Consider the following 25,784-nt stretch of genomic DNA (forward strand, 5'->3'; position numbering starts at 1 on the left):
CGGCGAGGGCTCGGTGGTTGCGCGCGGTCCAAACCCGCCATTGTCGCAAAATTGCCGCTCGGGCGTGGGAATGTCGGCTGGCGCGGTGCGGTGGCGGGCAAAGGGGCGGCGAGGGCGCGCCGGACGGGCCCTGGCTCCGCTCGCCGCGTCGCGGCACGCGAGATGGGGCCGTACCCGGCCACTGCCGCGTCGCGCGGCTGCTATGCTGATTTGACGGAGGAATCGGGAGGACCCGCCGATGGACCGTCTCAGCGCGATGGCCAGCTTCGTGGCCGCCATTGAAACCGGCTCGTTCTCGGCGGCTGCCAGGCGGCTCGGGATCGGCCAGCCGGCCGTGTCGAAGTCGATCGCGAACCTCGAGCGGCAGGTGGGCGTGCCGCTGCTGGCGCGCACCACGCACGGACTGATGCCGACCGAGGCCGGCCAGCAGTACTACGAGCGCGCGCGCCGGCTGCTCGACGATGCCGAGGAGGCCGAACAGGCGGTGCGCGGCGCGGGCGCCAGCCTGGCCGGCACGCTGCGCGTCGGCGTGCCGGTGGCGTTCGCGCGCCTGCAACTCGTGCCGGCGCTCGAATCGTTTCTCGACGCCCATCCCGATCTCGTCGTCGAACTGCTGCTCGACGATCGCCATGCCGACCTCGGCGCCGAACGCATCGACGTGGCGCTGCGGATCGGCCAGGCCGCTGCCGCCGGCGGCAGCGGCACGCCGGCCGGCGTGCGCAAGATCGGCGAGAGCCCGCGGCGCGTGGTCGGCTCGCATGCCTATTTCGCGCGCGCGGGGATTCCGCATCTGCCGCAGGACCTGGCCCGGCATCAGGTGGTCGTGCATGACCGGCGCGCCGGCGGCGCGGTCTGGACGTTCCGCCGCCACGATACCGTGCTGGCCGTCGAGACCTCGGGACGGCTGCGCGTGCGTGAGGCCGAAGGCGTGCGCGCGGCCGCGCTCGCCGGACTTGGGCTGGCGATCGGCTCCGACTGGCTGTTCGCCGACGCGCTGCGCGACGGGCGCCTCGCGGCCGCGCTCGAGGGCTGGACGCTGCCGCCCGCCGAACTGTGGGCGGCGTTTCCCGCCGGCCGGCCCGCCACCTCGCGTGCCCGGGCCTTCGTGGCGTTCGTCGAGGCGATGCTCGGCGTCGCGGCCGCGCAGCGCGATCTGGCATGAGCCCCGCGCGGCCCGCCTCGTCAGGGCGTCGAGACAGCGCGATTGCGATTCCTTTGTATCGCGCCTCGTCAATCTCGAGGCTTTCGAGCGTCGAATCGGCCCTTCCTTTGCCTTGTCGATTTTCAAGAATCTCGGCCCGCCGGCGTCAGTCGGCACCACGCGCTCGTCACTCGGCCTATCGACACCCACCCCGGCCGGCGCGGCATGCCGAATGTGGCGAAGCCGCCGCGTGAGCCTTCCAAGATCGGCATCGCCGCGAATTCATGGCGATGCGTCATGACTGAAGGCGCGTCGTCGGCACGCGCATCTCGTTACGGAGATCGCGCGTAACGTTCCATTCGCTCGTTACGTTACGTCGGAGGGATTCGTGAAGCGGAACACGCGACGGGCATCTTGCCGGTGAGGTGATTGATGGAGGTTGAGCGCGCATTCGCGCAGATTTGTTCGACGAAACGCATGGTTTCCCGTATCGCCCGGCCGCTGGCATGGTCCCTGCAGAAATGCCCTCGCTACACCAGACGGCAGCACCAACTGATATGGGGCCACAAATGAAACAACACTTCACTCTGTCGAGCATCGCGCTTTCGGTTGCGGCGGTATTCGGTCTCGCGGCGGCCGCGCCGGCGATGGCCGAGGTCGGGGGCATCGTCACTCCGCTGGGGGCCAGCCTGACGCTGAGCAGTTCGCTGAACTCAAGCGGTGCCGCACTGGACGCGACCGCGAGCCTGGCCGGCACGACGCTCGGCCTCGATGCGACGCTGAACCGTAACGACGGTTTGGCCGTCGTCCTGATTGCGAACGGCACGCGCTTCGGCGTCTCGCTCGGCAACGTGGTGGAGCCGCTGCGGACCTCGCTGGGCGGCCTCGCCAGCACGGTCCAGGCGATCGCCGGCAACACCCCGCTGGGCGGCGTGGTCGCCGGCCTGCAGGGCGCATTGACGAATCCGGCCGGGGCGCTGGCGGGCATCGTCGGCACGGCGGCCGGCGCGCTCTCGACCGGCACCGCGGCGCTCTCGAACGGCCTCGGCGCGGCGGCGTCCGGGCTCGGTGCCGTGACGTCGGGCGCTTCGGGCGCGCTGGCGGGCGGCCTGACGAACGGACTTGGCGCGGTTTCGGGGGCGCTGTCCTCGGCGACCGGTGGGGTGTCGGGCGGGCTTGGCACCGCGGCTGGCGCGCTGTCGTCGGGCGCGGCGGCGCTGGCGAGCGGCCTCGGCGCCGCCGCGGGCGGCTTGAACGCGGTGGCGGGCACCGCCGTGAGCGGCCTGTCGACCGGTGTCGGCACCGCCTCGGGGGCACTGGCTGCCGGCGCGGGTGCGCTGGCGGGCGGGCTCGGTGCGGCGGCGGGCGGCCTGAACATGGCGGCCGGCACGGTGGCGAGCGGCGTGTCGAATGGGCTTGGCGCCACCTCCGGCGCGCTGGCCTCGGGAGCCGGCGCGCTGGCAGGCGGGCTGGGAACGGCGGCGGGCGGCCTGAACACGGCGGCCGGTACGGTGGCAAGCGGTGTCTCGAATGGACTCGCCGCGGCCTCGGGCGTCTTGTCGTCGGGTGCCGGTGCATTGGCGGGCGGCCTGAACACGGTGGCCGGTACGGTGGCGAGCGGCGTGTCGAACGGGCTTGGCTCGGCCTCGGGCGCGTTGTCGAGCGGCGCGGGCGCGCTGGCCGGCGGTCTTGGGGCCGCGACAGGCGGCCTGAACACGGTGGCCGGCACGGTGGCGAACGGCGTGTCGAACGGGGCGGGCGCGGTGTCGGGCGCGTTGGCGTCGGGCACGGGCGCGGCGGCCAGTGGCCTGTCGAATGGTCTCGGCGCGGCGGCCGGCGCGTTGTCGAACGGCGCGGGTGCGCTGGCGGGCGGGCTCGGCGCCGGCGCCTCGGCGCTGAGCGGGACGGTCGGGGCGGCGGCCAGTGGCCTCGGCGCGGGCGCCAGCGCACTTTCGGGCGGCGTCCAGGCCGCCGCTGGCGGCCTTGGCGCGACGACCACGGCGATCACCGGCCTGGTCGGCAGCGTCAATCCGGCCAGCGCCGTGACGGGCGTGGTCAACGCGGCCGCCAGCGGCCTCGGCACCGCGACCACGGCCCTGACGGGCGCGGCGGGCGCGGTGCCGACCGCTGCCTTGACGGGCGTGGTGAACGCGGCGTCCTCGGGCGTGTCGTCGGCCGTGAGCGGCCTCGGCACGGTGGCGGGCACGGCGCCGGCCATCGCGGGCGGCGTGGTCAACGCGGTGACCAACGTGGTGGCCAGCAACCCGATCGCGCCGATCACGACGGTGGTGGGCAGCCTGTCCGGCGCGCTGCCGGTCGGCACGGCGACGGGTGCGCTGGCGGGCGTCGCGAACACCGTGACGGGTACGCTGGCGACGGCGGCCAATACCGGCGTCGCGGCGGCCACCCAGCTCGGCACCGTCGGCGCGACGCTCGCGAACAGCGCGGGCACCACGCTCGGCAAGGTTGCGACCACCGGCACGGCGGCGCTCGGCACCGCGCCCGCCACGCTCGGCGCGGTTGCCTCGACCGGCGCGGCGACGCTCGGCGCCCTCACCACCGCCGCAACGCAGACGGTCGGCGCGGTCGGCGCGGCGCTGCCGGGCGTCGCGGTCACGCCATCGTCGGGCGGCGCCTCGTCGTCCTCGGGATCCTCGGGCGGCGCCTCGTCGGCCGGCACGCTGCTTTCGCCGGTGACTTCGCTGGTGACGACGCTGGCAGGCGGGCTGCCGAGGAAATAAGCCACGGCCGGCCAGCGGGGAGCGGCGCGCCGATCCCCGTGAACCGCGCTTCGAAAGCGGTACGGCGCAGCGGCCGTACCGCTTTTTTCATGTTCGCGCGCTGCCGCGCGCATTCCGATCGCTGCCAGCCGCGACGGGCGGCATGCCCCTCGCCGCCGCCCGAGCCGCTGCCGGCCGGGCTCGCCGCCGTCGCGCCCGCGTGGGACCGCGTCGTCACGGCGGGGGCATACCTGCGGGGGCATACCGGCGTTCCGCCTGCGTCACGGCCGGTTCCGGGCGATCGTCTTATAGTGACGAACGCCGGCCGCGATCGCGGCCGGCTGCGGTTCACGAGGGCCGGGCGCGGCGCGTCCGGCAAGACGATGCTGGAGACGACGGGGAGCCACGCTCCCGGAGAGCCTGCCGAATGAAGAAGCTGATCAACGATGTCCAACGCGTGGTGCCCGACCTGCTGAACGGATTCGTCGCGCTGCATCCTCATCTGGCGCTGCTCGCGGACCGCACGATCGTGGTCCGTGCCGACGCGGCCGAGGCCGCTTCGCGCGGCGAAGTCGCGCTCGTGTCGGGCGGCGGCGCCGGCCACGAACCCGCGCACGCCGGCTACGTGGGAGCCGGCATGCTGAGCGCGGCGGTGGCGGGCGAGGTGTTCACCTCGCCGTCGGTCGATGCGGTGCTCGATGCGATCCGCGCCGTGGGCGGCCCGGCCGGCGTGCTGCTGATCGTCAAGAACTACACCGGCGACCGGCTCAATTTCGGGCTTGCCGCCGAGATCGCGCGTGCGGAAGGAATCGACGTCGAGATGGTGATCGTCGCCGACGACGTCGCGCTCGCCGCGCGCGGCGAGCATGCCGGCCGGCGCGGCCTGGCCGGCACGGTGCTCGTGCATCGGATCGCCGGCGCGGCGGCGGCGGCCGGCCTGCCGCTCGCCGAGGTCGCGCGGCAGGCGCGCGAGGCCGCGGCCGCACTGGGCACGATGGGCGTCGCGCTGTCGCCCTGCACGGTGCCGGCGGCCGGCGTGCCCGGCTTCACGCTCGGCGAGCGCGAGATCGAATGGGGGCTCGGCATTCACGGCGAGGCCGGCGTCGAGCGTGCCGAACTCGATCCGGCCGGCGCCGCCGACACGGTGGCCGAACGCCTGCTGGCACGCATCGCCGGCGATCTCGCGCTCGAACGCGGCGCGCGCGTGGCGTTGCTCGTCAACAACCTCGGTGGCACGCCGCCGGGCGAGCTCGACATCGTGGCGGGCGCGGCGCTGCGCGTGCTCGGGGCGCGCGGCGTCAAGGTGGAGCGCGCCTGGGCCGGCACCTTCCTGAGCGCGCTCGACATGGCCGGCATATCGCTGACCCTGCTGCGCGTGGACGACGCGCGGCTCGCCTGGCTCGATGCGCCGAGCGCCGCGCCGGCGTGGCCGGCGCGCGCCGGGCAGGTCGCGCCGCCCGAGAGCCGGCCGGTGCCGGCCGCGCCCGATGCCGTGCATCGCCGGCTGGCGGGCGGCGCGCGGCTGGCGCCCGACGCCGCGCTGCGCCGCGTGATCGACGCGATCTGCGCGCGGCTGCTGGCCGCCGAGCCGACGCTGACCGACATGGACCAGCGCGTGGGCGACGGCGACCTCGGCATCAGCCTGTCGCGCGCGGCCCGCGCGATCGCGGCCGAGGCTGGTGGCTGGCCCGATGCGTCGCACCCGGGCGCGGTCCTGCGCGCGATGTCGGCGACGCTGCGGCGCGCGGTGGGCGGCACGTCCGGCCCGCTCTACGCGGCCATGCTGATGCGCGCGGCGGCCGCGCTCGACGCGGCGGCCCGGCCCGACGCGTCGGCCTGGGCCGATGCGTTCCTCGCCGCGGTGGCGGGCGTCACCGAGATCGGCGGTGCGCATCCCGGCGACCGCACCATGGTCGATGCACTCGATCCGGCCGCGCGTGCGCTGCGCACCGCGCTCGACGCCACCGGCAACCTGCGCCAGGCGCTCGACGCGAGCGCGGCGGCGGCCGCCGAGGGCGCCGCCGGCACGGCCGCGCTGCTGCCGAAGCGCGGCCGCTCGAGCTATCTCGGCGAGCGCGCGCTCGGCCATCCGGACCCGGGAGCCCACGCGGTGGCGCTCTGGCTCGCGGCGATCCGCGACGCGCTGCGCGACTGAACCGGGCCGCTCGCGCCACGGGGCCGAGGCAGGCGGGGCGGGGGAAAGCGGGGAGGGCGGGGCGCCATGCGATAATCCGCGGGCTGTCCGCCGCTCGTTCCGCTCCTTGTCCCTCCTGGCCCTTTCGTGAATCCCTTTCTCGTTCCGCTGTCCCGCGTCGACGAATTCGACGAGATCATCGACGTGCGCACGCCGCTCGAATACGCGGAAGACCACATCCCCGGCGCGCTCAACGCGCCGGTGCTCAGCAACGACGAGCGCGTGATCGTCGGCACGATGTACAAGCAGGAGTCGCCGCACGAGGCCACGCGGATCGGCGCGGCCTGGGTCGCGCGCAACATCGCCACCCACCTCGAGACCACCTTCGCGGACCGGCCGCTGAACTGGCGCCCGCTCATCTACTGCTGGCGCGGCGGCAAGCGCTCCGGCTCGATGACCACGTGGCTGAACCTGATCGGCTGGCGCGCGCGGCAGCTCGATGGCGGCTACAAGACCTACCGGCGCTCGGTGGTGGACGCACTCGGCGCGTTGCCGGCGCGGTTCCGCTACATCGTGCTGACCGGGCGCACCGGCAGCGGCAAGACGCAACTGCTCGGCGCGCTCGCGCGGGCCGGCGCGCAGACGCTCGACCTCGAGCGGCTGGCGGTGCATCGCGGCTCGCTGCTCGGCGCGCTGCCGGGCGCCGAGCAGCCGACGCAGAAAGGCTTCGAGACGGCGCTCGTGCTCGCGCTGCGCGGGCTCGATCCGGCGCGGCCGGTGTTCGTCGAGGCGGAGAGCCGCAAGATCGGGCGCATCGCGCTGCCGGACACGATCCTCGCCGGCATGCGCGAGGCGCGCTGCGTCGCGGTGGAGACCGCGCGCGACGAACGCGTGGCGCTGCTGCTGCGCGACTACGAACACCTGTTCGACGATCCGGTCGCGTTCGTGCAGCAGCTCACGCGCCTGACCGAGCTGCACGGCCACGCGCGAATTCGCGAGTGGCAGAGGCTGGCCGAGTCCGGCGAGCGCGGCGAACTGTTCGAATCGCTGATCGATCTGCATTACGATCCCGCCTACGCGCGCAGCAGCCGCGCCGCGTTCCGGCAGCTCGCGGGGGCGCTGCCGTTCCCGTTCGCACCGATGACGGGCGACGCCGACGCGCAGGCGCGCGCGCTGATCGAGCTGGTCGGCGAGCGCGGCTGAGCGGCTGAGCGGCCGGGCGGCCGGGCGGCCGGGCGGCCGGGCGCGGCCGCGCTCGCCCGTTGTGGGCGCGGGTTCGCGTTCAGTCCGCTCCGCGGCAGACGAGGGACGGTACGCGGCCGCGCCGCCTCGGCATGGCCGGCTTGCCGGTTGCCGGAGTCGGCGCTGGGCGGCGACTCGCCATTCGGATCGGAGCGCGACCCGGATGTGCCCGCCGCCGCCATCGCAATCCAGTCGGCTTCGTCGGGGCGTCCCCGCCGGACTTCAGGCAGATCCGGCCGGCGCCGCAGTCGCAACTCCATCGACAGGGCCCGCTCGTCATCACGCGCCGCAGTCCGGTGACATGTCCGGTGCAGCGCGGTATCTGACCGGTGCCGCCCAATCTCGCCGTCCGGATCCGTGCCGCGTCTGGGACGGCTCGCGCGGCGTGCCGGGCCGGCCGGCGCGCTGCGGGGGGCGGCCCGGGGGGCAGGTAAACCCTGACGGATGGCGGCGTTTCGGCCGGCGCGGGGGCCTAGCGAGGGCCGGCGGCCACCGCAAAAAACCATGCTGGCGCGTCCTTGAATTTGTCAAACTGCGTCCATATAATTAGCACTCGCTGCACGAGAGTGCTAACAATACGCTGCCGGCGCTTGCCAGGCGGCATCCTTCAGTGTTCTTCAGTCTCAATCTAGAGAGGAGTGAATATGAACCTTCGTCCTTTGCACGATCGCGTGATCGTCAAGCGCCTGGATCAGGAAACCAAGACGGCCTCGGGCATCGTGATTCCCGAAGCGGCAGCGGAAAAGCCGGATCAGGGCGAAGTGCTGGCGATCGGCCCGGGCAAGCGTGACGACAAGGGCGCTCCGATTGCGCTCGACGTCAAGGTTGGCGATCGCGTCCTGTTCGGCAAGTACGCTGGCCAATCCGTCAAGGTCGACGGCCAGGAGCTGCTGGTGATGCGCGAAGAAGACATCATGGCCGTGGTCAACGCGAACTGAGCGTTTGCGCCAGTATCCATTCCCAAGCATTCAAGGAGTTAGAAGATGGCAGCTAAAGACGTCGTGTTCGGCGATTCCGCCCGTTCCAAGATGGTTGAAGGCGTGAACATTCTCGCCAATGCAGTGAAGGTCACGCTGGGTCCGAAGGGCCGCAACGTGGTGCTCGAGCGTTCGTTCGGCGGCCCGACGGTCACCAAGGACGGCGTGTCGGTCGCCAAGGAAATCGAGCTGAAGGACAAGCTCCAGAACATGGGCGCGCAAATGGTCAAGGAAGTGGCTTCCAAGACCAGCGACAACGCAGGCGACGGCACGACGACGGCAACCGTCCTCGCGCAATCGATCGTCCGCGAAGGCATGAAGTACGTCGCATCGGGCATGAACCCGATGGACCTCAAGCGCGGCATCGACAAGGCCGTCACCGCTGCCGTGGAAGAGCTGAAGAAGATCAGCAAGCCCTGCACGACCAACAAGGAAATCGCCCAGGTCGGCGCGATCTCGGCGAACAGCGACGCATCGATCGGTGACCGCATCGCCGAGGCGATGGACAAGGTCGGCAAGGAAGGCGTGATCACCGTCGAAGACGGCAAGTCGCTGGCCGACGAACTCGATGTCGTCGAAGGCATGCAATTCGACCGCGGCTACCTGTCGCCGTACTTCATCAACAACCCGGACAAGCAAGTCGCCGTCCTCGAAAACCCGTTCGTGCTGCTGCACGACAAGAAGGTGTCGAACATCCGTGATCTGCTGCCGGTGCTGGAGCAGGTCGCGAAGGCCGGCCGTCCGCTGCTGATCATCGCCGAAGACGTCGAAGGCGAAGCGCTGGCCACGCTGGTGGTCAACAACATCCGCGGCATCCTGAAGACCGTCGCCGTCAAGGCACCGGGCTTCGGCGACCGTCGCAAGGCGATGCTGGAAGACATCGCGATCCTGACGGGCGGTCAGGTCATCGCCGAGGAAACCGGCCTCACGCTCGAGAAGGCGACGCTGGCCGAACTGGGCCAAGCCAAGCGCATCGAAGTGGGCAAGGAAAACACGACGATCATCGATGGCGCCGGCGAAGCCGTCAACATCGAAGCGCGTGTCAAGCAGATCCGCACGCAGATCGAGGAAGCGACCTCGGACTACGACCGCGAAAAGCTGCAAGAGCGCGTGGCGAAGCTGGCCGGCGGCGTGGCGGTGATCAAGGTCGGCGCTGCGACCGAAGTGGAAATGAAGGAAAAGAAGGCACGCGTCGAAGATGCGCTGCACGCCACGCGTGCCGCCGTTGAAGAAGGCATCGTGCCGGGCGGCGGCGTCGCGCTGATCCGCGCTCGCACCGCGATCGCTGGCCTCGTCGGCATCAACGCCGACCAGAACGCCGGCATCAAGATCGTGCTGCGCGCGATGGAAGAGCCGCTGCGCCAGATCGTCACGAACGGCGGCGAAGAAGCGAGCGTCGTGGTCGCGGCGGTGGCTGCCGGCCAAGGCAACTACGGCTACAACGCGGCGACGGGCGAGTACGTCGACATGGTCGAAGCCGGCGTGGTCGATCCGACGAAGGTCACGCGCACCGCGCTGCAGAACGCTGCTTCGGTCGCCGGCCTGCTGCTGACGACGGATGCCGCCGTTGCCGAACTGCCGAAGGAAGACGCACCGATGCCGGGCGGCATGCCGGGCGGCATGGGCGGCATGGGCATGGACATGTAATCGACTTCGGTCGATTGCATCGGCGGGGCGCGCAGCGATGCGCGTCCCGTCTGCCAAAAAAAACCCGCAAGCGATTGCGGGTTTTTTGTCGTTTGCGGCCCGGCTGCTCGGCGCCGCGCGCGACGCCGGAAACGCGGCCGGCCGGCGGCCCGTCAGTGGCGTGATGCGCCGAACGGCGGGGTGGCGGGTGCGGCCGGCGCGGCCGGCGCATCGTCGTTGCTGCGCGCCCAGAAGAAGCGGTCGGGCACCCAGGCGCCCATGCCGGGCCGGAACGCGTCGCGGGCGGCCTGATAGAGGTATTCCTGCGCTTCGCGCACGGCCTCGGGCGGCTCCTGGCCGTTGGCCAGCAGCGCCGCGATCGCGGTGCCGAGGGTGTCGGTCACGCCCATCAGCCGGTGCGGCGTGCGCTCCCACAAGTCCTGGCGGATCTGCCCCTCTTCGCCGTACAGCGTGTTGACGAGCCGGTGCGAGCCGGTTTCGGTCGCGAGGATGTATTCGCAGCCCTGCGAGAGCAGATGCGCGATCGCCGCGTCGAGATTCGGCGCCTCCGCGTCGCCGTCGGGCTGGGCGAGCGCGATCAGCGTGGCGTGATCGGCCACCAGCAGCGTGGTCTGCGGCGCGAGCAGGTCCGCGATCGATTCACGCAGGTCGTCGGCGGCCAGCACGTGCTCGTCGTCGAGCGTGAAGTCTGGCGCCAGCACGAGCGGCACGCCGTCGTAGTCGGCCACCACCTCGGCGATCGCACTGACCACCTCGGCACGCGCGGTCGCGCCGATCTTGAAGGCGGCCACGGGCATGTCCTCGAGCAGCATGCGGGCCTGCGCGACCACGGCATCGGGGTCGAGGCCGGTGACCTCGTCGCAGGACGCCGAATCGCGGATCGTATAACCCGTCAGCACCGACGCGCCGTGGCAACCCATGCTCGCCAGTGTCAGCAGGTCCGCCTGCAGGCCGGAGCCGCCGGTGGGATCGGACAGGCCGAATGTGAGGACGATCGGGGGGGCGTTGCTGGACATGAAAAATCGGGGAAAGAGATAACGAGCGGGCGGCGCACCACGCGGGCGTGCCTTGCCGGTCATTATGCGTGGGAAAGCTGCGCGTGAAACGGTTTTTTTAATGAGATATAACCCGCGGCGGCCTTGCCGGGCCGGGCGCCTACGGCGGCCTCGCCCGGCCATCGGCGGCGCGCGGGCCGTGCCGCCCGGGCGGGATCGATGCGCGCGCAGCGGTCGCGCCGTCCCGGCCCGACCGTTCCCGGGCCGCATCTCGGTGCTAGGCAGCGCGGCCCTTCGCACGTTACCATCACGGCTCTCAAACAACGCTATCCCTTGCACGGCGAACGATGGAATACAAGAGCTGGATGTGCCTGATCTGCGGCTGGATTTACGACGAAGAGGCGGGGTTGCCGGACGAAGGCATCGCCCCGGGTACGCGCTGGGAAGACGTGCCGATCAACTGGACCTGTCCGGAATGCGGCGCGCGCAAGGAAGACTTCGAGATGGTTCAGATCTGAGCGATCCGCGCCGTCTTTCGGCCGCGGGCCGGCGTGCCTGACGCGACGCTGGCCCGGCGGTATGCCGCACGGCTCCGGCCGCGCGGCATTTTCGTATTCGCGTCGATGATTGCGAGCCCATGACGATGTCCCCGGCCGCCGTGCCGATCCCCGAGGCACTGCCGAATCCCCGAGGCGGTGCGGTGCTGCTCGTCGAGGCGGCGCTGGCCGAGGCCAGCACCGCGTCGGGCGAGGCGCCCGCGCGGCTGCTGCGGGCCGGCGCGGCAGCCTTGGGCGACGCGGGCTGGCTGGCCGCGCAGCGTTATGCGCTGGCGTTGGCCGCCGCGTCCGTGACGACCGACGCTGATGGCGCGCAGCGCCTGCCGTGGCGCGAGGCCCTGCGCGACTTCCGTTGGGCCGTGGCGCGCCGCAACCTGCGCGAGCTCGCCTGTTCGCCGCTGCTGCACGCGCATTACCGCGCATCGTGCGCCTCGGCCGAGCCCGCAGGCGCCCGCGCCGCGCGCGAGGTGCCGTTCGACGCACTGGCGCTGGCCGGCCGCCCGGTGCCGCCCGCGCGGCTCGACGCGCTGCCTGCCGACCGGTTGGCGCATCTGCGCGCCGTCTACGAGGCGGCGCTGCTGATGGTGCTGCGCGAGCCCGACGCGCCGCCCGCGGCCGCGCTCGATGCGCTCGACGCCTGCCTCGCCGCGCTCGCCGGCGGCGATCCCTATGATTATTGGCGGCTGGCCCGCGCCTGCCTGCGCGCGCTGCGCGGCACGCCGGGGGCCGAACTGCGGCGCTGGCTCGCGCGCGGCAACCTGCAATTGCGCGAGCAGGCCAACGGCGTGCGCGTGGCCGACGTGGCCCTCGTGCGCGAGACGCTCGCGCTGGTCTGGCGCGATCTCGCCCTGTACGGCGCGGCGGCCGAGGACGCCGCCGAGGTCGAGTTGTTGAACGACTACGGCCTCACGGTGGACTGGCAAACGGCCGGCTCGCAGGCATCGAAGATGCTCTGGGAGGCCGACGCGCTGCGCGATGCCGCGGCGATCCGCCAACTCGGCGTGGTGACCGTCAACGGCCATGCCTACGAAGATTTCCTGCAGACCGCCGACGCGTCGATGGCCGAGCTGGCAAGCGATCCGGCCGCGGCCGACGCGACGCGGGCCTGGCGCGCGTCGGCCGCGGCCTATCGGGTCGGCACTGCCGCGGCCGCGCTCGGGCTCGGCCAGACGGCGCTGCTGGCCGACGCGGTCGGGCTCGGCTGGCGCCGCATCACCCACGGCGAGCCGCCGGGCGACGGCGGCGCGGCGCTCGCGGCCGGCTCCGACGCACTGCGCGCGGCGCTCTACAAGATCGCGGCCGGCGTGGCGCCGCCCGATCTGGCGGCCGCGCGCGAGGCACTGGGCGCGGCGCTCGAGGCCGCCTGAGCGCCGTTCACCGTCTTGTCCCCCTTATGTCCTGTGGCGGGCGCGCCACCGAGGGCCGGCCCCGCCGCGCTGGGCGCGAAGCGGCCGGATCGACGGATTGCGGGGTGTTTTCGCCGATTGGCGACCGATTGGGTGACCGATTCGGCGGCATCGCCGCCAACGGGCTTTTTGTAACGCGGTGCTGCCGCGCGCCGCGACGCCGTTGCCGCGCGGCGGGCATGCCGGTCGTCCCCGAACGCGTGATAGAGTGCGACGTGATCCGTCATATCGACCCTCGCGGCGGGCGGCGCCGGATGACATGGCGCCGGCTGCTACCGCGCGGTCTTTGCTAAAATTCAAACCATGTCAAAGAGTTCCGATCGCATCAATCTCACCAACCAGTTCCTGATCGCCATGCCCAGCATGGCCGATCCGACGTTCGCCGGGACGGTGGTCTATCTTTGCGATCACAGCGAGCGCGGCGCGCTCGGCCTCGTCATCAACCGTCCCACCGACATCGACCTCGAATCGCTGTTCAACCGCATCGACCTCAAGCTCGAGATCGAGCCGCTGCTGCACATTCCCGTCTATTTCGGCGGCCCGGTGCAGACCGAGCGCGGCTTCGTGCTGCACGAGCCGGTGGAGGGCAGCACCTACAGTTCGTCGATGACGGTAGAGGGCGGGCTCGAGATGACGACGTCGAAGGACGTGCTCGAGGCGGTCGCCTCGGGCAGCGGCCCGAAACGCTTCCTGTTGACGCTCGGCCATGCCGGCTGGGGCGCCGGCCAGCTCGAGGATGAAATCTCGAAGAACGGCTGGCTGACCGTGGCGGCCGACCCGCGCATCGTGTTCGACACGCCGGCCGAGGAGCGCTTCGAAGCCGCGCTCGGCCTGCTCGGCGTGTCCTCGACGATGCTTTCCGGCGAGGCGGGCCACGCATGAGCGGTTCGAACGCGCGCGAGGCGACGCTGCTCGCGTTCGACTACGGCGAGAAGCGGATCGGCGTGGCGGTCGGCAACACGCTCACGCGCACGGCTCGCGCGCTCGTCATCGTCGCCAATCTGAATCGCGACCATCGCTTCAAGGCAATCGGCGAGCTGATCGCCGAATGGCGTCCCGACGCGCTGGTGGTCGGCCTGCCGCTGCATCCGGACGGCACGCCGCACGAGATGACGCAGCAGGCGAGGCGCTTCGGCAACCAGTTGAACGGCCGCTTCAGCCTGCCCGTCAGCTGGATCGACGAGCGCTATTCGTCGGTCGAGGCGCGCGCCCAGTTGCGCGAGCGCGGCGCGAGAGGTGCCGCAAGAGGCGCCGCCGCGGCCGTCGATGCCGAAGCGGCCCGCGTGATCCTTCAAACCCATCTCGACCAGTTGTCCGATCATCATGAGTTCCATTGACGCCGAAGCGCTCTATCGCGTGCTGCTCGACCAGATTCGCGACGCCTGGGGCCAAGCCGCGTTCGCGGCGCCCGACGGCCCGGCGATCGCCGGCATTCACAGCGGCGGCGCCTGGCTCGCCGAGCGCCTCGCGCGCGACCTGAACGCGCCGGGCTTCGGCGTCGTCAACGTCGCGCTGCATCGCGACGACTACGCCAAGAAGGGCCTGCACAGCCAGGCCAGTCCGACCTCGCTGCCGTTCGAGGTCGAGGGCCGCCGCATCCTGCTCGTTGACGACGTGCTCTACACCGGCCGCACCGTGCGCGCCGCGCTCAACGAGCTCTACGACTATGGCCGTCCGGCCGCCGTCGAGCTCGCGGCGCTGGCCGACCGCGGCGGTCGCGAGCTGCCGGTGGCGGCGCGCTTCGTGGGCGGCACGCTCGACGTGCCGGCCGACGCGACGCTCGTGCTCACGCGCGACGCGGCGCTGCGCTTCACGTTCGATCTCGAGGCGAGCCCGCACTGAGCGCGCCTCATCCGGCGCCCGCGGCAGGCGAAGCCGTGCACGGGCGCCAGCTACCTGGCAACACGCTGGAATCACGCACACCATGACGACCGACACCTCCGGCCGCGCCGGCACCCCCGCCGCGGCCGCGTCCACCGAGCGCTTTCGCTACGGTTTCCTGAAGGGCAACCCCCAGCTCACCAAGAACGGCGAGCTCAAGCACCTGCTGTCGATCGAGGGCCTGCCGCGCTCGATCGTCACGCACATCCTCGATACCGCGGACCGCTTCGTCAGCGTGACCGACCGCGAGGTGAAGAAGGTGCCGCTGCTGCGCGGCAAGTCGGTGTTCAACCTGTTCTTCGAGAACTCGACGCGCACCCGCACCACCTTCGAGATCGCCGCCACGCGCCTGTCGGCCGACGTGCTGAACCTGAACATCAACGCATCATCGACGAGCAAGGGCGAATCGCTGCTCGATACCATCAACAACCTTTCCGCGATGCACGCCGACCTGTTCGTGGTGCGTCATGCCTCGAGCGGCGCGCCTTACCTGATCGCCGAGCATTGTGCGCCGCACGTGCACGTGATCAACGCCGGCGACGGCCGCCACGCGCATCCCACCCAGGGGCTGCTCGACATGTACACGATCCGCCACTACAAGCGCGACTTCACGAAGCTGCGCGTGGCGATCGTCGGCGACATCCTGCACTCGCGCGTGGCGCGCTCGGACATCCACGCGCTGACCACGCTCGGGGTGCCCGAGGTGCGCGCGATCGGCCCGCGCACGCTGCTGCCGGGCGGCCTCGAGCAGATGGGCGTCAAGGTCTTCCACAATCTCGACGAAGGCCTGAAGGGCGTCGATGTCATCATCATGCTGCGCCTGCAGAACGAGCGCATGAGCGGCGCGCTGCTGCCTTCGGCGCAGGAGTATTTCAAGAGCTGGGGGCTCACGCCCGAGCGGCTCGCGCTGGCCGCGCCCGATGCGATCGTGATGCACCCGGGGCCGATGAACCGCGGCGTCGAGATCGACTCGCAGGTGGCCGACGGCCCGCAGTCGGTGATCCTGAACCAGGTCACCTTCGGCATCGCGGTGCGCATGGCCGTGATGGGCATCGTCGCCGGCACCAGCGACTGATCGCGGCGCTGGGCGGCATACGTCGCCCGGCCATCGAACTCAACGCATCCAACGCATTCACAGGCAGCGCATGAAGATTCATATCAAGGGCGGCACGCTGGTCGATCCGGCCGCCGGCACGCAGCAAACGGCCGACGTCTATCTCGCGGCCGGCAAGGTCGCCGCGATCGGGGCGGCGCCGGCCGATTTCCACGCGGCGAAGACGATCGACGCCGCCGGGCTGGTGGTCGCGCCCGGTCTCGTCGATCTCTCCGCGCGGCTGCGCGAGCCCGGCAACGAGCACCGCGCCACGCTCGAGTCCGAGATGGCCGCGGCGGTGGCGGGCGGCGTGACGAGCCTGGTCTGCCCGCCCGATACCGATCCCGTGCTCGACGAGCCGGGCCTCGTCGAGATGCTCAAGTTTCGCGCGAGCAAGCTGCACCAGGCCCACGTCTATCCGCTCGGCGCGCTGACGGTGGGGCTCAGGGGCGAGGTGATCACCGAGATGGTCGAGCTGACCGAGTCGGGCTGCATCGGCTTCACGCAGGCCAACGTGCCGATCCGCGACACGCAGGTGCTGCTGCGCGCACTGCAGTACGCGAGCACCTACGGCTTCACGGTCTGGCTGCGCCCGCTCGACGCGTTCCTCGCCAAGGGCGGGGTGGCCGCGAGCGGCGCGGTCGCGTCGCGGCTCGGGCTGTCGGGCGTGCCGGTGTCGGCCGAGACGATCGCGCTGCACACGCTGTTCGAGCTGATGCGCGTGACGGGCGCGCGGGTCCACGTCGCACGGCTGTCGTCGGCGGCCGGCATCGCGCTGGTGCGCGAGGCGAAAGCCGAAGGGCTGGCGGTGAGCTGCGACGTCAGCGCGAACCACCTGCACCTGATCGACGTCGACATCGGCTACTTCGACGCGCAGTTCCGGCTCGATCCGCCGCTGCGCGCCGAGCGCGACCGCGAAGCGATCCGCGCCGGGGTGGCCGACGGCACGATCGACGCGATCTGCTCGGACCACACGCCGGTGGACGACGATGAAAAGCTGCTGCCGTTCGCCGAGGCGACGCCGGGCGCCACCGGCCTCGAACTGCTGCTGTCGTTGACGGTGAAGTGGGCCAACGAAGCGAACCTGCCGCTCGCGCAGGCGCTGAGCCGCATCACCTCGGCGCCGGCCGACGTGCTGAAGCTGCCGGCCGGGCGCCTCGCGCCGGGCGCGGTGGCCGACCTGGTGGTATTCGATCCGGCCGCGCACTGGCAGGTGGAGCCGCGCGCGCTGAAGAGCCAGGGCCACAACTCGCCGTTCCTCGGCTACGAGCTGCCCGCCCAGGTGCGCGTGACGATCGTCGCCGGCCAGCTCGCCTTCGAACGTCGCTGAGCGGGGGCGCATCGTGAACCTGTTGCGCAAGCTGCGCCTGATCCTGCACCTGTTGCGCGGAATGGCGACCATCGCCCTGCATTTCGGCCGGGCCACGCCGGCGCGGCGGCAGGAGCTGACGCGCCGCTGGACCCTGAAGATGCTGCGCCTCTGCGGGATGCGCCTCGTCGTTCATCACGACGAGGCGCGGCTCGATGCCGGCGCGCTCGTGATCGGCAACCACGTCTCCTGGCTCGACATCTACGTGATCAACGCCTGGCGGCCCACGCCCTTCGTCTCGAAGGCCGAGGTGCGCCAGTGGCCGGTGGTCGGCTGGCTCGCCGAGAAGCTCGGCACCATCTTCCTGCAGCGCGAGAAGCGCAGCGAGGCGAAGCGGATCATGCACGAGCTGGCCGAGCGGCTGAAGGGCGGCGAGCTGATGTGCGTGTTCCCCGAGGGCACCACCTCGAACGGGCTCGACGTGCTGCCGTTCCATTCGAACATGTTCCAGGCCGCGGTCGAGGCGGGGCGCCCGGTGCAGCCGCTTTGCATCATGTACGAGGATGCCCAGGGCCGGCAGTCGGTGGCACCTGCCTACACCGGCAAGATGTCGCTCGGCACCTCGCTCGGGCGCGTGCTGCGCGACGCGCCGCTCGTCGCGCATCTCTACGTCGGCACGCCGCTCGAGGCCGGCGACCGGCGCGAGCTGGCGGCGCGCGCGCGCGAGGCGGTCTGCGCGGCGCTGGCCGGCATGCAGGCCAACGCGGGCCGGCCGACCGCCGAGGCGCTCGCGCGGCTCGCCGTGGACGAGCTCGCGGAGCCGCAGCCCGATGCGGCGACGCATGATGCCGAGCCGGCCCGCGTCGAAGCCGAGCCCGCCGCACGCCATGATGCCTGAAGGCGGCGGGGCCGGCGGCGGCGCCTGACGCTGCCGCGGTGGCGGACCGCGCCGTCCGCTCAGTCTCCGCCGGCGCCGCAGCCCTCGCAGCCCACCTGCGTGACGCGGCGTGCGGCCGGCTCGTCGGCGAGTTCGACGGCCGACAAGCGGTTTCCCCACACGCAACCCGAATCGAGCGCGACCAGGTTGTCGCGCAGCATCAGCCCGAGCGCGGCCCAGTGGCCGAACACCACGGTCAGCTCGGCGCTGCGCCGCCCGGGCGCCTCGAACCACGGCAGATGGCCGTCCGGCGCCGCGTCGGGGCCGCCGTTGGCGCGGAACTCCATGGCGCCGTCCGGCGTGCAGAAGCGCAGCCGCGTGAACGCGTTGAACGCCACGCGCAGGCGTTCGGTCTTGGTCAGGCCGTCGCGCCACTGGTTGGGCTCGTTGCCATACAGCGCCCGCAGCGTGTCGCGCCAGTCCGGTGCCTGCAGCGCGCGCTGCAGCTCGTCGGCGAGTTCGAGCGTGAGCGTCAGATCCCATTGCGGCAGCAGGCCCGCGTGCAGCATCAGCTTGCCGCCCTCGAAGTGGACGAACGGCCGGCGGCGGACCCAGTCGAGCAGGTCCGGCGCGTCGGGCGCCTCGAGGATCTCGCCGATCGTGTCGCCGGGCTTGAGTTGCCGGATGCCGGCCGAGACCGCCAGCAGGTGCAGGTCGTGATTGCCGAGCACGGCCACGCGGCGCTCGCCGAGCGCGATCACCTCGCGCAGCGTGGCGAGCGAGGCGGGGCCGCGGTTGACCAGATCTCCCGCGAACCAGAGCGGCCGGTCGGCCGACGGGGACAGGCGGGACAGCAATTGACGAAACGGCGCGTGACAACCCTGAAGGTCGCCGAACGCGATCGGAACGGACGGGCCGGGTGCTTGGGTCATTGGCGTGAGGTGTGATTTGACGTTGCTTCACGAACTGCGGCACACGGTAACACAGCTTGATCCGCCCATCCCTGGGGGGACGGGCGAGCGCCGAACTGGCGCGAAGCGTTTCATTTTGTGAGAAAAATGGCGTGAAAATTCACGTCTTCGGCCGCTTGTCAAGCCGTTGCAAGATGTTAGAGGCCTGCCTTTTGCAGTAGACAGGCCTTATAATTGCGTGCCTGCGGGGGGCCATCATGCGACGTGTGTTGCCAAGCGTGCCGCAAGGACGGCTCGATCGGCCGGCCAGGCTGCAGAACAACCGAACCTTTGCGATTCACTGACCCACATTGCGGGAGTGTCGTGGCGCCAGCCGACGACGGGGGCGTCCAGCCGAATCGTATTTCGATAAAAAGGGATCCAATGATCTTGGTGACGGGCGGCGCCGGTTTTATCGGCGCCAATTTCGTGCTGGACTGGCTCGCGCAATCCGGCGAGGCAGTGCTGAATGTCGACAAGCTCACGTATGCGGGCAATCTCGGCACGCTGAAATCTCTGCAGGGCAATCCGGCCCACGTCTTCGCCCGCGTCGATATCTGTGATCGTGCGGCGATCGACGCGCTGCTGGCCGAGCACCGCCCGCGCGCGATCCTGCATTTCGCCGCGGAAAGCCACGTGGATCGCTCGATCCACGGCCCGGCCGAGTTCGTGCAGACCAACGTGGTCGGTACCTTCACGCTGCTCGAAGCGGCGCGCCAGTACTGGAACACGCTCGAGGCCGACGCGAAGGCCGCGTTCCGCTTCCTGCACGTCTCTACCGACGAGGTGTTCGGCTCGCTGTCGGCGAGCGACCCGCAGTTCTCCGAAACCACGCCGTATGCGCCGAACAGCCCCTATTCGGCCACCAAGGCAGGTTCGGACCATCTGGTGCGCGCCTATTTCCACACCTACGGGCTGCCGGTGCTGACCACCAACTGCTCGAACAACTACGGCCCCTACCAGTTCCCCGAAAAGCTGATTCCGCTGATGATCGCCAACGCGCTGGCCGGCAAGCCGCTGCCCGTGTACGGCGACGGACAGAACGTGCGCGACTGGCTCTACGTGGGCGACCACTGCTCGGCGATCCGCGAGGTGCTCGCGCGCGGCGTGCCCGGCGAAACTTACAACGTGGGCGGCTGGAACGAAAAGAAGAACCTCGACGTGGTCCACGTGCTGTGCGACCTGCTCGACACGCTGCGCCCGAAGGCGGCCGGCTCGTACCGCGAGCAGGTGACGTTCGTCACCGATCGCCCCGGCCACGACCGCCGCTACGCGATCGACGCGCGCAAGCTCGAGCGAGAGCTGGGCTGGAAGCCGGCCGAGACTTTCGAGACCGGCATGGAAAAGACGGTGCGCTGGTATCTCGATAACCAGCCGTGGGCCGCCGAGGTTGCCTCGGGCGAATATCGTAACTGGGTCGAGATGAACTACGCGCGGCGCGCGTGACGGAGGCGAGATGGCACGCAAGGGCATCATTCTGGCCGGCGGTTCCGGCACCCGTCTGTACCCGATCACGCATGCGGTGTCGAAGCAGCTGCTGCCGGTGTACGACAAGCCGATGATCTACTATCCGCTGTCGACGCTGATGATCGCGGGAATCCGCGACGTGCTGATCATCTCGACGCCGCAGGACACGCCGCGCTTCGAGGCCATGCTCGGCGACGGCGCGCAGTGGGGCATGAACATTTCCTACGCGGTGCAGCCGTCTCCGGACGGGCTCGCGCAGGCGTTCATCATCGGCCGCGAGTTCATCGGCCGCGATCCGTCGACGCTGATTCTCGGTGACAACATTTTCTACGGCCACGATCTCGCCGGGCAGCTCGAGCGGGCCAACGCCCAGCAGAGCGGCGCGACGGTGTTCGCCTATCACGTTCAGGACCCGGAACGCTACGGCGTGGTCGAGTTCGACGCGTCGTTCCGCGCGTTGTCGATCGAGGAAAAGCCCGCCAAGCCGCGCTCGAACTATGCCGTGACCGGGCTGTACTTCTACGACAACCGCGTGTGCGACATTGCCGCCGACATCAAGCCGTCCGCGCGCGGCGAGCTGGAAATCACCGACGTGAACTCGCGCTATCTCGAAGACGACGCGCTCGACGTCGAGATCATGGGACGCGGCTACGCGTGGCTCGACACCGGCACGCATGACTCGCTGATCGAGGCCGCGACCTTCATCGCCACGCTGCAGAAGCGCCAGGGGCTGATGGTGGCGTGTCCTGAAGAAATCGCCTATCGCAGGCAGTGGATCGACGCCGAGCAACTGACGCGACTGGCCGAGCCGCTCGCGAAGAACGGCTACGGCCGCTATCTCAAAAACCTTCTCATGGATCAAGTGGTATGGCCATCCAGGTAACCGCCACGGCGCTTCCCGAAGTCAAGCTCATCGAGCCGAAGGTGTTCGGCGACGCGCGCGGGTTCTTCTACGAGAGCTTCACCGCGCGCGAGTTCGCGGCGAGCGTGTGCGAAGGCGTCGAGTTCGTGCAGGACAATCATTCGCGCTCCGCCCGTGGCGTCCTGCGCGGCCTGCACTATCAGATCGAGCATGCGCAGGGCAAGCTGGTGCGCGTGGTCGAGGGTTCGGTGTTCGATGTCGCCGTCGATATCCGCAAGCACTCCCCGAATTTCGGCAAATGGGTGGGCGCGGAGCTGTCCGGCGAGAATCACCTGCAAATGTGGGTGCCGCCCGGCTTCGCGCACGGTTTCGTGGTGCTGTCGGAGACCGCGCAGTTTCTCTACAAGACGACCGATTACTGGTATCCGGAGTTCGAACGCAGCATCATCTGGAACGATCCCGAGATCGGCATCGAATGGCCGATCGACTTCGAGCCGAAGCTGGCCGCCAAGGATGCGGCCGGTACGCGCTTCGCGCAGGCCGAAGTCTACGCCTGAGGATGTCGATGATGCATGCCTCCCGTACCATCCTGCTGACGGGCGTGAACGGCCAGGTCGGCCACGAACTCGCGCGCAGCCTGCAAGGGCTCGGGCGCGTCGTGGCGCTCGATCGCCAGGCGCTCGATCTCGCCGATCCTGATGCGATTCGTCGTGTGATGCGCGAGCTCGTGCCGGCATTGGTTGTCAATCCGGCCGCCTATACGGCCGTCGATCAGGCGGAAACCGATGTGGCGGGCGCGACGTGCCTGAACGTCGATGCGCCGGCCGTGTTTGCCGAGGAAGCCAGGCGCGCGGGGGCCGCGCTGGTGCATTATTCGACCGATTACGTCTATGCCGGCGAGGGCGAGGCGCGTTATGCCGAAACCGACCCCACCGGGCCGCGCAATGTCTACGGCCGCACCAAGCTCGAGGGCGAGCAGGCCATCGCGGCCTCGGGCTGCCGGCACCTGATCCTGCGCACCAGCTGGGTCTATGGCATGCGCGGGCGCAATTTCCTCAGGACGATGTTGCGTCTCGGCGCCGAGCGCAGCGAACTGAACGTGGTGGCCGACCAGATCGGTGCGCCCACCTGGTCGCGCACGATCGCCGAGCTGACGGCGGCGATTCTCGCGCAGTCGGTTTCGCCCGGCGTCTCGGCCGACGATTGGTGGGCTGCCCATTCAGGCGTTTTCCATCTGGCAGCCGGCGGCGAGACTTCCTGGCACGGCTTTGCCGAGGCGATTTTCGAGCAGGCGGGCGGTGAGCGCCGGCCTGCCGTGCGGCCGATTCCGGCCGCGTCGTATCCGACCCCGGCGGCGCGCCCGTCGAATTCGCGGCTGTCGATGGACAAGCTCGAACGGACCTTCGGGCTGACCGTACCACATTGGCGCGAAGCGCTGCGCCTATGCATGACGGCGGCCGATTGAGTGCGGTGCCGCCGGCCGCGGCAGGCGTCGGCGCGGTCGTTGTCTTCTACCATCCCGATGCCGACTGCGTGGCGCGCGCCAACCGCCTGGCGGCCGCGCTGCATTGCGTGGTGGTGGACAATACGCCGGGGCCGACCAGCGCGGTCGCGCTCGGCCTCGATCCCGCCATCGACTATCTGCCCAACGCGGAGAACGTCGGCATCGCCATCGCGCTGAATCAGGGCGTCGAGGTGCTGATTGCCAAGGGGTTCGCGATGGCGCTGCTGTTCGACCAGGACAGCAAGCCGGCGCCGGAATTGCTCACCGGCTTGCCGGCGGCGATCACGGCGGCCGAGGCAGCGGGCCGGCCGGTGGCAGTCGCCGGCCCTGCCTACGAGGACATCCGTCTGCGCGGTGTCGCACCGTTCGTGCGGTTCGGCTGGGGTCGCTTCCGGCGCGTCGCGCCCACGGGCGACCGGCCGATCGACGTCGACTTCCTGATCACCTCGGGCTCGTGCATCAACCTGCGCCACTGGCACGCGATCGGTCCCATGGACGCGGCGCTGTTCATCGACTTCGTCGATCTCGAATGGTGCGTGCGGGCCAAGCGCGCCGGCTTTCGCGTGATAGGCGTGCCGTGGCTGCGGCTTAGCCACCAACTCGGCGGCGAACCGGTGCGGGTGTTCGGCCGCAACTATCCGATGCACGGGCCGATCCGCCACTACTACCAGTTCCGCAATGTCGTCGCGCTGGCCGCGCGTGCTTCGATGCCGTTGAGCTGGAAAAGCGCCGAACTGGTCAAGCTGCCGGTGCGCATCGTCATCTATTGCCTGTTGCCCGAGCGTCGCCGCGAACACCTGCGCATGGCATGTCGCGGGGCCATCGACGGTCTGTTGGGACGACTCGGCCCGTACCGGCCGCGTTGAGGCTGCGGCTCGGCACAGCCGGCGGCCCGGGCGCGAGTGTCAGTCGAGCATGCCGAGGCGCGGCGGCTCGGCGAACGAGAACGGCGGCACGTCGCCTGCCAGCGAGAGATTGGGGTTGTAGGCCGGATCGCGGCGCAGGGCCTCTCCCCAGCGGTTCTCCATCCACTGTGCCTCGGCGGCGAAGCGAGCGCGCTTTTCCGGCAGCATGTCCGAGCCGCGGCTCGCCGATTCGTGATGCATGAGCTCGGCGAACGGCGTCCAGGCATTGCGGTAGCCGGCCTCACGGATTTTCAGGCAGAAATCCACGTCGTTGAACGCGACGCGCAGCGATTCGTCCAGGCCGCCCACTTCCTCGTAGATGGTCTTGCGCACCAACAGGCAGGCGGCCGTGACGGCCGACACGTTCTGCACCGACACCGCGCGGGCCATGTAGCCCAGCTCGCCGCGATGCAGCAGGTGGTGCATGTGGCCCGCCACGCCATTCAGGCCGAGCAGCACGCCGCCGTGCTGCAGCCGTCCGTCCGGATAGCGCAGCGCGGCGCCCACCGCGCCGATGCCGGGTAGCGCGGCTACCGATACCAGCTCGTCGAGCCAGCCGCCGTCCAGTACCTCGGTGTCGTTGTTGAGCAGACACAGGTAGCTGCCGCGCGCCAGTGCTGCGGCACGGTTGTTCAGTGCCGAAAAGTTGAACGGCGAGTCGTCGCGCAGCACGCGCACGTTCGGCCGCTGCGCGAGCTGCGCCAGATAGGCCAGCGTCTGCGGCTCGACACTGCCGTTGTCGACCACGATCACCTCGTAGGCCGGATAGCGCGTGACGCGCAGCAAGCCGTCGAGGCAATGGCGCAACAGCGCGAGGCCGTCGCGCGTCGGCACGATGATCGACACCAGCGGGGCCGGCTGCGGCAGCGGATAGCGCACGCGCCAGATGCCCGTCTCGGGGTGCGTGTCTTCGATCGTCGCGGCGTGCAGGCCGGTGCGCTGCAGATGCTCGGCGAGCGCCCGGCGTGCCGCGGTCTGCGCGTACGGCTTGGCCGCGCGACCGCCGGCCGTGCTGCCGGGCACCATGCGCCAATGGTAGAGCACGTGCGGAATGTGAACCACGCTGTCGTGTCCGGCGATCTCGACGCAGCGCAGCGTGAGATCGTAGTCCTGGCTGCCCTCCAGGCCCTTGCGGAAGCCGCCCGCCTCGCGGATCAGGGCGGTGTCGAACACACCCAGATGCGAGAACAGGTTCTGCGAATGAAACAGCAGCGGGTTCCAGTCCGGCTTGAAGTAGGGGGTGGTGCGCTCGCCGCGCGCGTCGAGCTTGTCCTCGTCGCTGTAGAAGAGCCGCGCGCGAGGATGGCGGTTGACGTAGCGCGCGACCACCAGCAGCGCATGCGGCGGCAGCAGGTCGTCGTGATCGACGAGCACGACGAACTCTCCCGTCGCGAGCGATAGCGCGCTGTTGCTCGCCTCGGAGATGTGGCCGTTGGTGTCACGGTGGATCACGTGGATCCGCGCGTCGCGTTCGCAGTGCGCGTCCAGCGCGCGGCGCACTTCGGGCGAGGGCGACGCGTCGTCGGCGATGCACAGCTCCCAATGCGGGTACACCTGTGCCTGGATCGAGGCGATCATCGCGTCTAGCAGCGCGATGTCGCTGTTGTAGGTCGGCACCACGATCGAAAAGCGCGGCAGCCTTGGCAGGCTCGCCAGCAGGTCGAGTGCAGCGGCGCGCTCGGTCGCGCCGAATGTGTCGTGACGTGCCACCCAGTCGCCGTAGCGCGCCGCATGCGGCAGACGAGTCAGGCGGTTGACGAAGCCGCCGATGCCCTCGCGACGCACGGTGCGCACGCAGTGGACGAGCGCTGCGCGGTAGCCACCGTGCCCGGCGGCCAGGCGGCGCGCCGCGTCGATCGCGAGCGGCAGGATCGCAGTGATCCGGCGCAGCTTGCCACGCGGTATGGCCGTTCCGGACGCGCCAGGTGCGGCGGAGGGCGACGAGGGCGACGAGGGCGACGAGGGCGACGAGGGCGACGAGGGCGACGAGGGCGACGAGGGCGACGAGGGCGACGAGGGCGACGAGGGCGAGGCGGCGGGCGGAGGCGGAGCGTCGTCGGGCGGCGGGGTGTGGATCATGACGGGGCCGGAAAGGGGCTCGGAGCCGGGCGCGCGGC

At 70.5% G+C, this 25,784-nt stretch carries 22 protein-coding genes; 19 read left to right on the forward strand and 3 right to left on the reverse strand.

What is annotated here, in order from left to right:
- The first annotated feature begins 238 nt into the window (after nt 1-238).
- The 6 genes from KS03_RS20670 (at nt 239) to groL (ending at nt 9,861) form a co-directional block, all read left to right on the forward strand.
- Nucleotides 239-1,162 carry a LysR family transcriptional regulator gene (locus KS03_RS20670; RefSeq protein WP_012734792.1) on the forward strand — a complete coding sequence of 308 codons (924 nt, stop codon included), beginning with the start codon at nt 239-241 and terminating at the stop codon, nt 1,160-1,162.
- A gap of 548 nt (nt 1,163-1,710) precedes the next feature.
- The gene (locus KS03_RS29000) at nt 1,711-3,882 is read left to right on the forward strand and encodes a beta strand repeat-containing protein (protein ID WP_052231253.1); all 2,172 of its coding nucleotides are present in this window, start codon (nt 1,711-1,713) and stop codon (nt 3,880-3,882) included.
- 406 nt (nt 3,883-4,288) lie between these two features.
- Nucleotides 4,289-6,016, forward strand: a complete 1,728-nt coding sequence (gene dhaL, locus KS03_RS20680) for a dihydroxyacetone kinase subunit DhaL (protein ID WP_045678885.1) — start codon at nt 4,289-4,291, stop codon at nt 6,014-6,016.
- 126 nt (nt 6,017-6,142) lie between these two features.
- Nucleotides 6,143-7,198: a tRNA 2-selenouridine(34) synthase MnmH gene (gene mnmH / locus KS03_RS20685; protein ID WP_012734795.1), complete on the forward strand. Its 1,056-nt coding sequence runs from the start codon at nt 6,143-6,145 to the stop codon at nt 7,196-7,198.
- 683 nt (nt 7,199-7,881) lie between these two features.
- Nucleotides 7,882-8,175, forward strand: a complete 294-nt coding sequence (locus KS03_RS20690) for a co-chaperone GroES (RefSeq protein WP_012734796.1) — start codon at nt 7,882-7,884, stop codon at nt 8,173-8,175.
- A gap of 45 nt (nt 8,176-8,220) precedes the next feature.
- Nucleotides 8,221-9,861: a chaperonin GroEL gene (gene groL / locus KS03_RS20695; RefSeq protein ID WP_012734797.1), complete on the forward strand. Its 1,641-nt coding sequence runs from the start codon at nt 8,221-8,223 to the stop codon at nt 9,859-9,861.
- Between the two features lie 152 nt (nt 9,862-10,013).
- Here the strand turns inward: groL and thiD are convergent, their stop codons facing one another.
- Nucleotides 10,014-10,877, reverse strand: coding sequence for a bifunctional hydroxymethylpyrimidine kinase/phosphomethylpyrimidine kinase (gene thiD, locus KS03_RS20700; RefSeq protein ID WP_012734798.1), 864 nt, complete (start codon nt 10,875-10,877; stop codon nt 10,014-10,016).
- A 326-nt stretch (nt 10,878-11,203) separates the two neighbouring features.
- Between thiD and KS03_RS20705 the strand changes: the two genes are divergently transcribed.
- From KS03_RS20705 to KS03_RS20740, 8 genes are all read left to right on the forward strand, one after another.
- Entirely contained in the window at nt 11,204-11,374 is a 171-nt protein-coding gene (locus tag KS03_RS20705) for a rubredoxin (protein WP_006400971.1), read from the forward strand.
- 119 nt (nt 11,375-11,493) lie between these two features.
- Nucleotides 11,494-12,780: a hypothetical protein gene (locus KS03_RS20710; RefSeq protein ID WP_012734799.1), complete on the forward strand. Its 1,287-nt coding sequence runs from the start codon at nt 11,494-11,496 to the stop codon at nt 12,778-12,780.
- Nucleotides 12,781-13,122: 342 nt separating this feature from the next.
- Nucleotides 13,123-13,701: a YqgE/AlgH family protein gene (locus tag KS03_RS20715; RefSeq protein WP_012734800.1), complete on the forward strand. Its 579-nt coding sequence runs from the start codon at nt 13,123-13,125 to the stop codon at nt 13,699-13,701.
- Entirely contained in the window at nt 13,698-14,156 is a 459-nt protein-coding gene (gene ruvX, locus KS03_RS20720; RefSeq protein ID WP_012734801.1) for a Holliday junction resolvase RuvX, read from the forward strand. Before KS03_RS20715 ends, ruvX begins: the two co-directional genes overlap by 4 nt.
- A complete protein-coding gene (gene pyrR, locus KS03_RS20725; protein WP_012734802.1) occupies nt 14,143-14,661 on the forward strand; it encodes a bifunctional pyr operon transcriptional regulator/uracil phosphoribosyltransferase PyrR in 519 nt (172 codons plus the stop codon). The genes ruvX and pyrR overlap by 14 nt, the downstream gene beginning before the upstream one ends.
- 82 nt (nt 14,662-14,743) lie before the next feature.
- Entirely contained in the window at nt 14,744-15,775 is a 1,032-nt protein-coding gene (locus KS03_RS20730) for an aspartate carbamoyltransferase catalytic subunit (protein ID WP_012734803.1), read from the forward strand.
- A 70-nt stretch (nt 15,776-15,845) separates the two neighbouring features.
- Nucleotides 15,846-17,123, forward strand: a complete 1,278-nt coding sequence (locus KS03_RS20735; RefSeq protein ID WP_012734804.1) for a dihydroorotase — start codon at nt 15,846-15,848, stop codon at nt 17,121-17,123.
- Between the two features lie 13 nt (nt 17,124-17,136).
- Nucleotides 17,137-18,000, forward strand: coding sequence for a lysophospholipid acyltransferase family protein (locus KS03_RS20740; protein WP_012734805.1), 864 nt, complete (start codon nt 17,137-17,139; stop codon nt 17,998-18,000).
- Nucleotides 18,001-18,059: 59 nt separating this feature from the next.
- Here the strand turns inward: KS03_RS20740 and KS03_RS20745 are convergent, their stop codons facing one another.
- Complete coding sequence (locus tag KS03_RS20745; RefSeq protein ID WP_039202945.1) at nt 18,060-18,911, reverse strand: symmetrical bis(5'-nucleosyl)-tetraphosphatase; 852 nt, start codon at nt 18,909-18,911, stop codon at nt 18,060-18,062.
- Between the two features lie 402 nt (nt 18,912-19,313).
- On the opposite strand from KS03_RS20745, the gene rfbB reads away from it, so the two are divergent.
- The 5 genes from rfbB to KS03_RS20770 are packed head-to-tail and all read left to right on the forward strand — an operon-like array spanning nt 19,314 to nt 23,628.
- Nucleotides 19,314-20,375, forward strand: a complete 1,062-nt coding sequence (gene rfbB, locus KS03_RS20750; protein WP_012734807.1) for a dTDP-glucose 4,6-dehydratase — start codon at nt 19,314-19,316, stop codon at nt 20,373-20,375.
- 10 nt (nt 20,376-20,385) lie between these two features.
- Nucleotides 20,386-21,279: a glucose-1-phosphate thymidylyltransferase RfbA gene (rfbA, locus tag KS03_RS20755; RefSeq protein WP_012734808.1), complete on the forward strand. Its 894-nt coding sequence runs from the start codon at nt 20,386-20,388 to the stop codon at nt 21,277-21,279.
- Nucleotides 21,264-21,815: a dTDP-4-dehydrorhamnose 3,5-epimerase gene (gene rfbC / locus KS03_RS20760; protein ID WP_012734809.1), complete on the forward strand. Its 552-nt coding sequence runs from the start codon at nt 21,264-21,266 to the stop codon at nt 21,813-21,815. Before rfbA ends, rfbC begins: the two co-directional genes overlap by 16 nt.
- Nucleotides 21,816-21,817: 2 nt before the next feature.
- Nucleotides 21,818-22,723 carry a dTDP-4-dehydrorhamnose reductase gene (gene rfbD, locus KS03_RS20765; RefSeq protein WP_012734810.1) on the forward strand — a complete coding sequence of 302 codons (906 nt, stop codon included), beginning with the start codon at nt 21,818-21,820 and terminating at the stop codon, nt 22,721-22,723.
- The gene (locus tag KS03_RS20770) at nt 22,702-23,628 is read left to right on the forward strand and encodes a glycosyltransferase family 2 protein (RefSeq protein WP_012734811.1); all 927 of its coding nucleotides are present in this window, start codon (nt 22,702-22,704) and stop codon (nt 23,626-23,628) included. The genes rfbD and KS03_RS20770 overlap by 22 nt, the downstream gene beginning before the upstream one ends.
- Nucleotides 23,629-23,667: 39 nt before the next feature.
- Here KS03_RS20770 and KS03_RS20775 read toward each other — a convergent pair whose 3' ends face one another.
- Complete coding sequence (locus tag KS03_RS20775) at nt 23,668-25,746, reverse strand: glycosyltransferase family 2 protein (protein WP_080942765.1); 2,079 nt, start codon at nt 25,744-25,746, stop codon at nt 23,668-23,670.
- Nucleotides 25,747-25,784 lie beyond the last annotated feature (38 nt).

Source organism: Burkholderia glumae LMG 2196 = ATCC 33617 (genome assembly GCF_000960995.1).
Lineage (GTDB): Bacteria > Pseudomonadota > Gammaproteobacteria > Burkholderiales > Burkholderiaceae > Burkholderia > Burkholderia glumae.

What these genes read in the sequence shown, in the direction of transcription:
- KS03_RS20670 (WP_012734792.1), top strand. Translation starts at nt 239, where the DNA reads ATGGACCGTCTCAGCGCGATGGCCAGCTTCGTGGCCGCCATTGAAACC.
- KS03_RS29000 (WP_052231253.1), top strand. Translation starts at nt 1,711, where the DNA reads ATGAAACAACACTTCACTCTGTCGAGCATCGCGCTTTCGGTTGCGGCG.
- dhaL (WP_045678885.1), top strand. Translation starts at nt 4,289, where the DNA reads ATGAAGAAGCTGATCAACGATGTCCAACGCGTGGTGCCCGACCTGCTG.
- KS03_RS20690 (WP_012734796.1), top strand. Translation starts at nt 7,882, where the DNA reads ATGAACCTTCGTCCTTTGCACGATCGCGTGATCGTCAAGCGCCTGGAT.
- groL (WP_012734797.1), top strand. Translation starts at nt 8,221, where the DNA reads ATGGCAGCTAAAGACGTCGTGTTCGGCGATTCCGCCCGTTCCAAGATG.
- thiD (WP_012734798.1), bottom strand. Translation starts at nt 10,877, where the DNA reads ATGTCCAGCAACGCCCCCCCGATCGTCCTCACATTCGGCCTGTCCGAT.
- KS03_RS20705 (WP_006400971.1), top strand. Translation starts at nt 11,204, where the DNA reads ATGGAATACAAGAGCTGGATGTGCCTGATCTGCGGCTGGATTTACGAC.
- KS03_RS20710 (WP_012734799.1), top strand. Translation starts at nt 11,494, where the DNA reads ATGACGATGTCCCCGGCCGCCGTGCCGATCCCCGAGGCACTGCCGAAT.
- KS03_RS20715 (WP_012734800.1), top strand. Translation starts at nt 13,123, where the DNA reads ATGTCAAAGAGTTCCGATCGCATCAATCTCACCAACCAGTTCCTGATC.
- ruvX (WP_012734801.1), top strand. Translation starts at nt 13,698, where the DNA reads ATGAGCGGTTCGAACGCGCGCGAGGCGACGCTGCTCGCGTTCGACTAC.
- pyrR (WP_012734802.1), top strand. Translation starts at nt 14,143, where the DNA reads ATGAGTTCCATTGACGCCGAAGCGCTCTATCGCGTGCTGCTCGACCAG.
- KS03_RS20730 (WP_012734803.1), top strand. Translation starts at nt 14,744, where the DNA reads ATGACGACCGACACCTCCGGCCGCGCCGGCACCCCCGCCGCGGCCGCG.
- KS03_RS20735 (WP_012734804.1), top strand. Translation starts at nt 15,846, where the DNA reads ATGAAGATTCATATCAAGGGCGGCACGCTGGTCGATCCGGCCGCCGGC.
- KS03_RS20745 (WP_039202945.1), bottom strand. Translation starts at nt 18,911, where the DNA reads ATGACCCAAGCACCCGGCCCGTCCGTTCCGATCGCGTTCGGCGACCTT.
- rfbB (WP_012734807.1), top strand. Translation starts at nt 19,314, where the DNA reads ATGATCTTGGTGACGGGCGGCGCCGGTTTTATCGGCGCCAATTTCGTG.
- rfbA (WP_012734808.1), top strand. Translation starts at nt 20,386, where the DNA reads ATGGCACGCAAGGGCATCATTCTGGCCGGCGGTTCCGGCACCCGTCTG.
- rfbC (WP_012734809.1), top strand. Translation starts at nt 21,264, where the DNA reads ATGGCCATCCAGGTAACCGCCACGGCGCTTCCCGAAGTCAAGCTCATC.
- rfbD (WP_012734810.1), top strand. Translation starts at nt 21,818, where the DNA reads ATGTCGATGATGCATGCCTCCCGTACCATCCTGCTGACGGGCGTGAAC.
- KS03_RS20770 (WP_012734811.1), top strand. Translation starts at nt 22,702, where the DNA reads ATGCATGACGGCGGCCGATTGAGTGCGGTGCCGCCGGCCGCGGCAGGC.
- KS03_RS20775 (WP_080942765.1), bottom strand. Translation starts at nt 25,746, where the DNA reads ATGATCCACACCCCGCCGCCCGACGACGCTCCGCCTCCGCCCGCCGCC.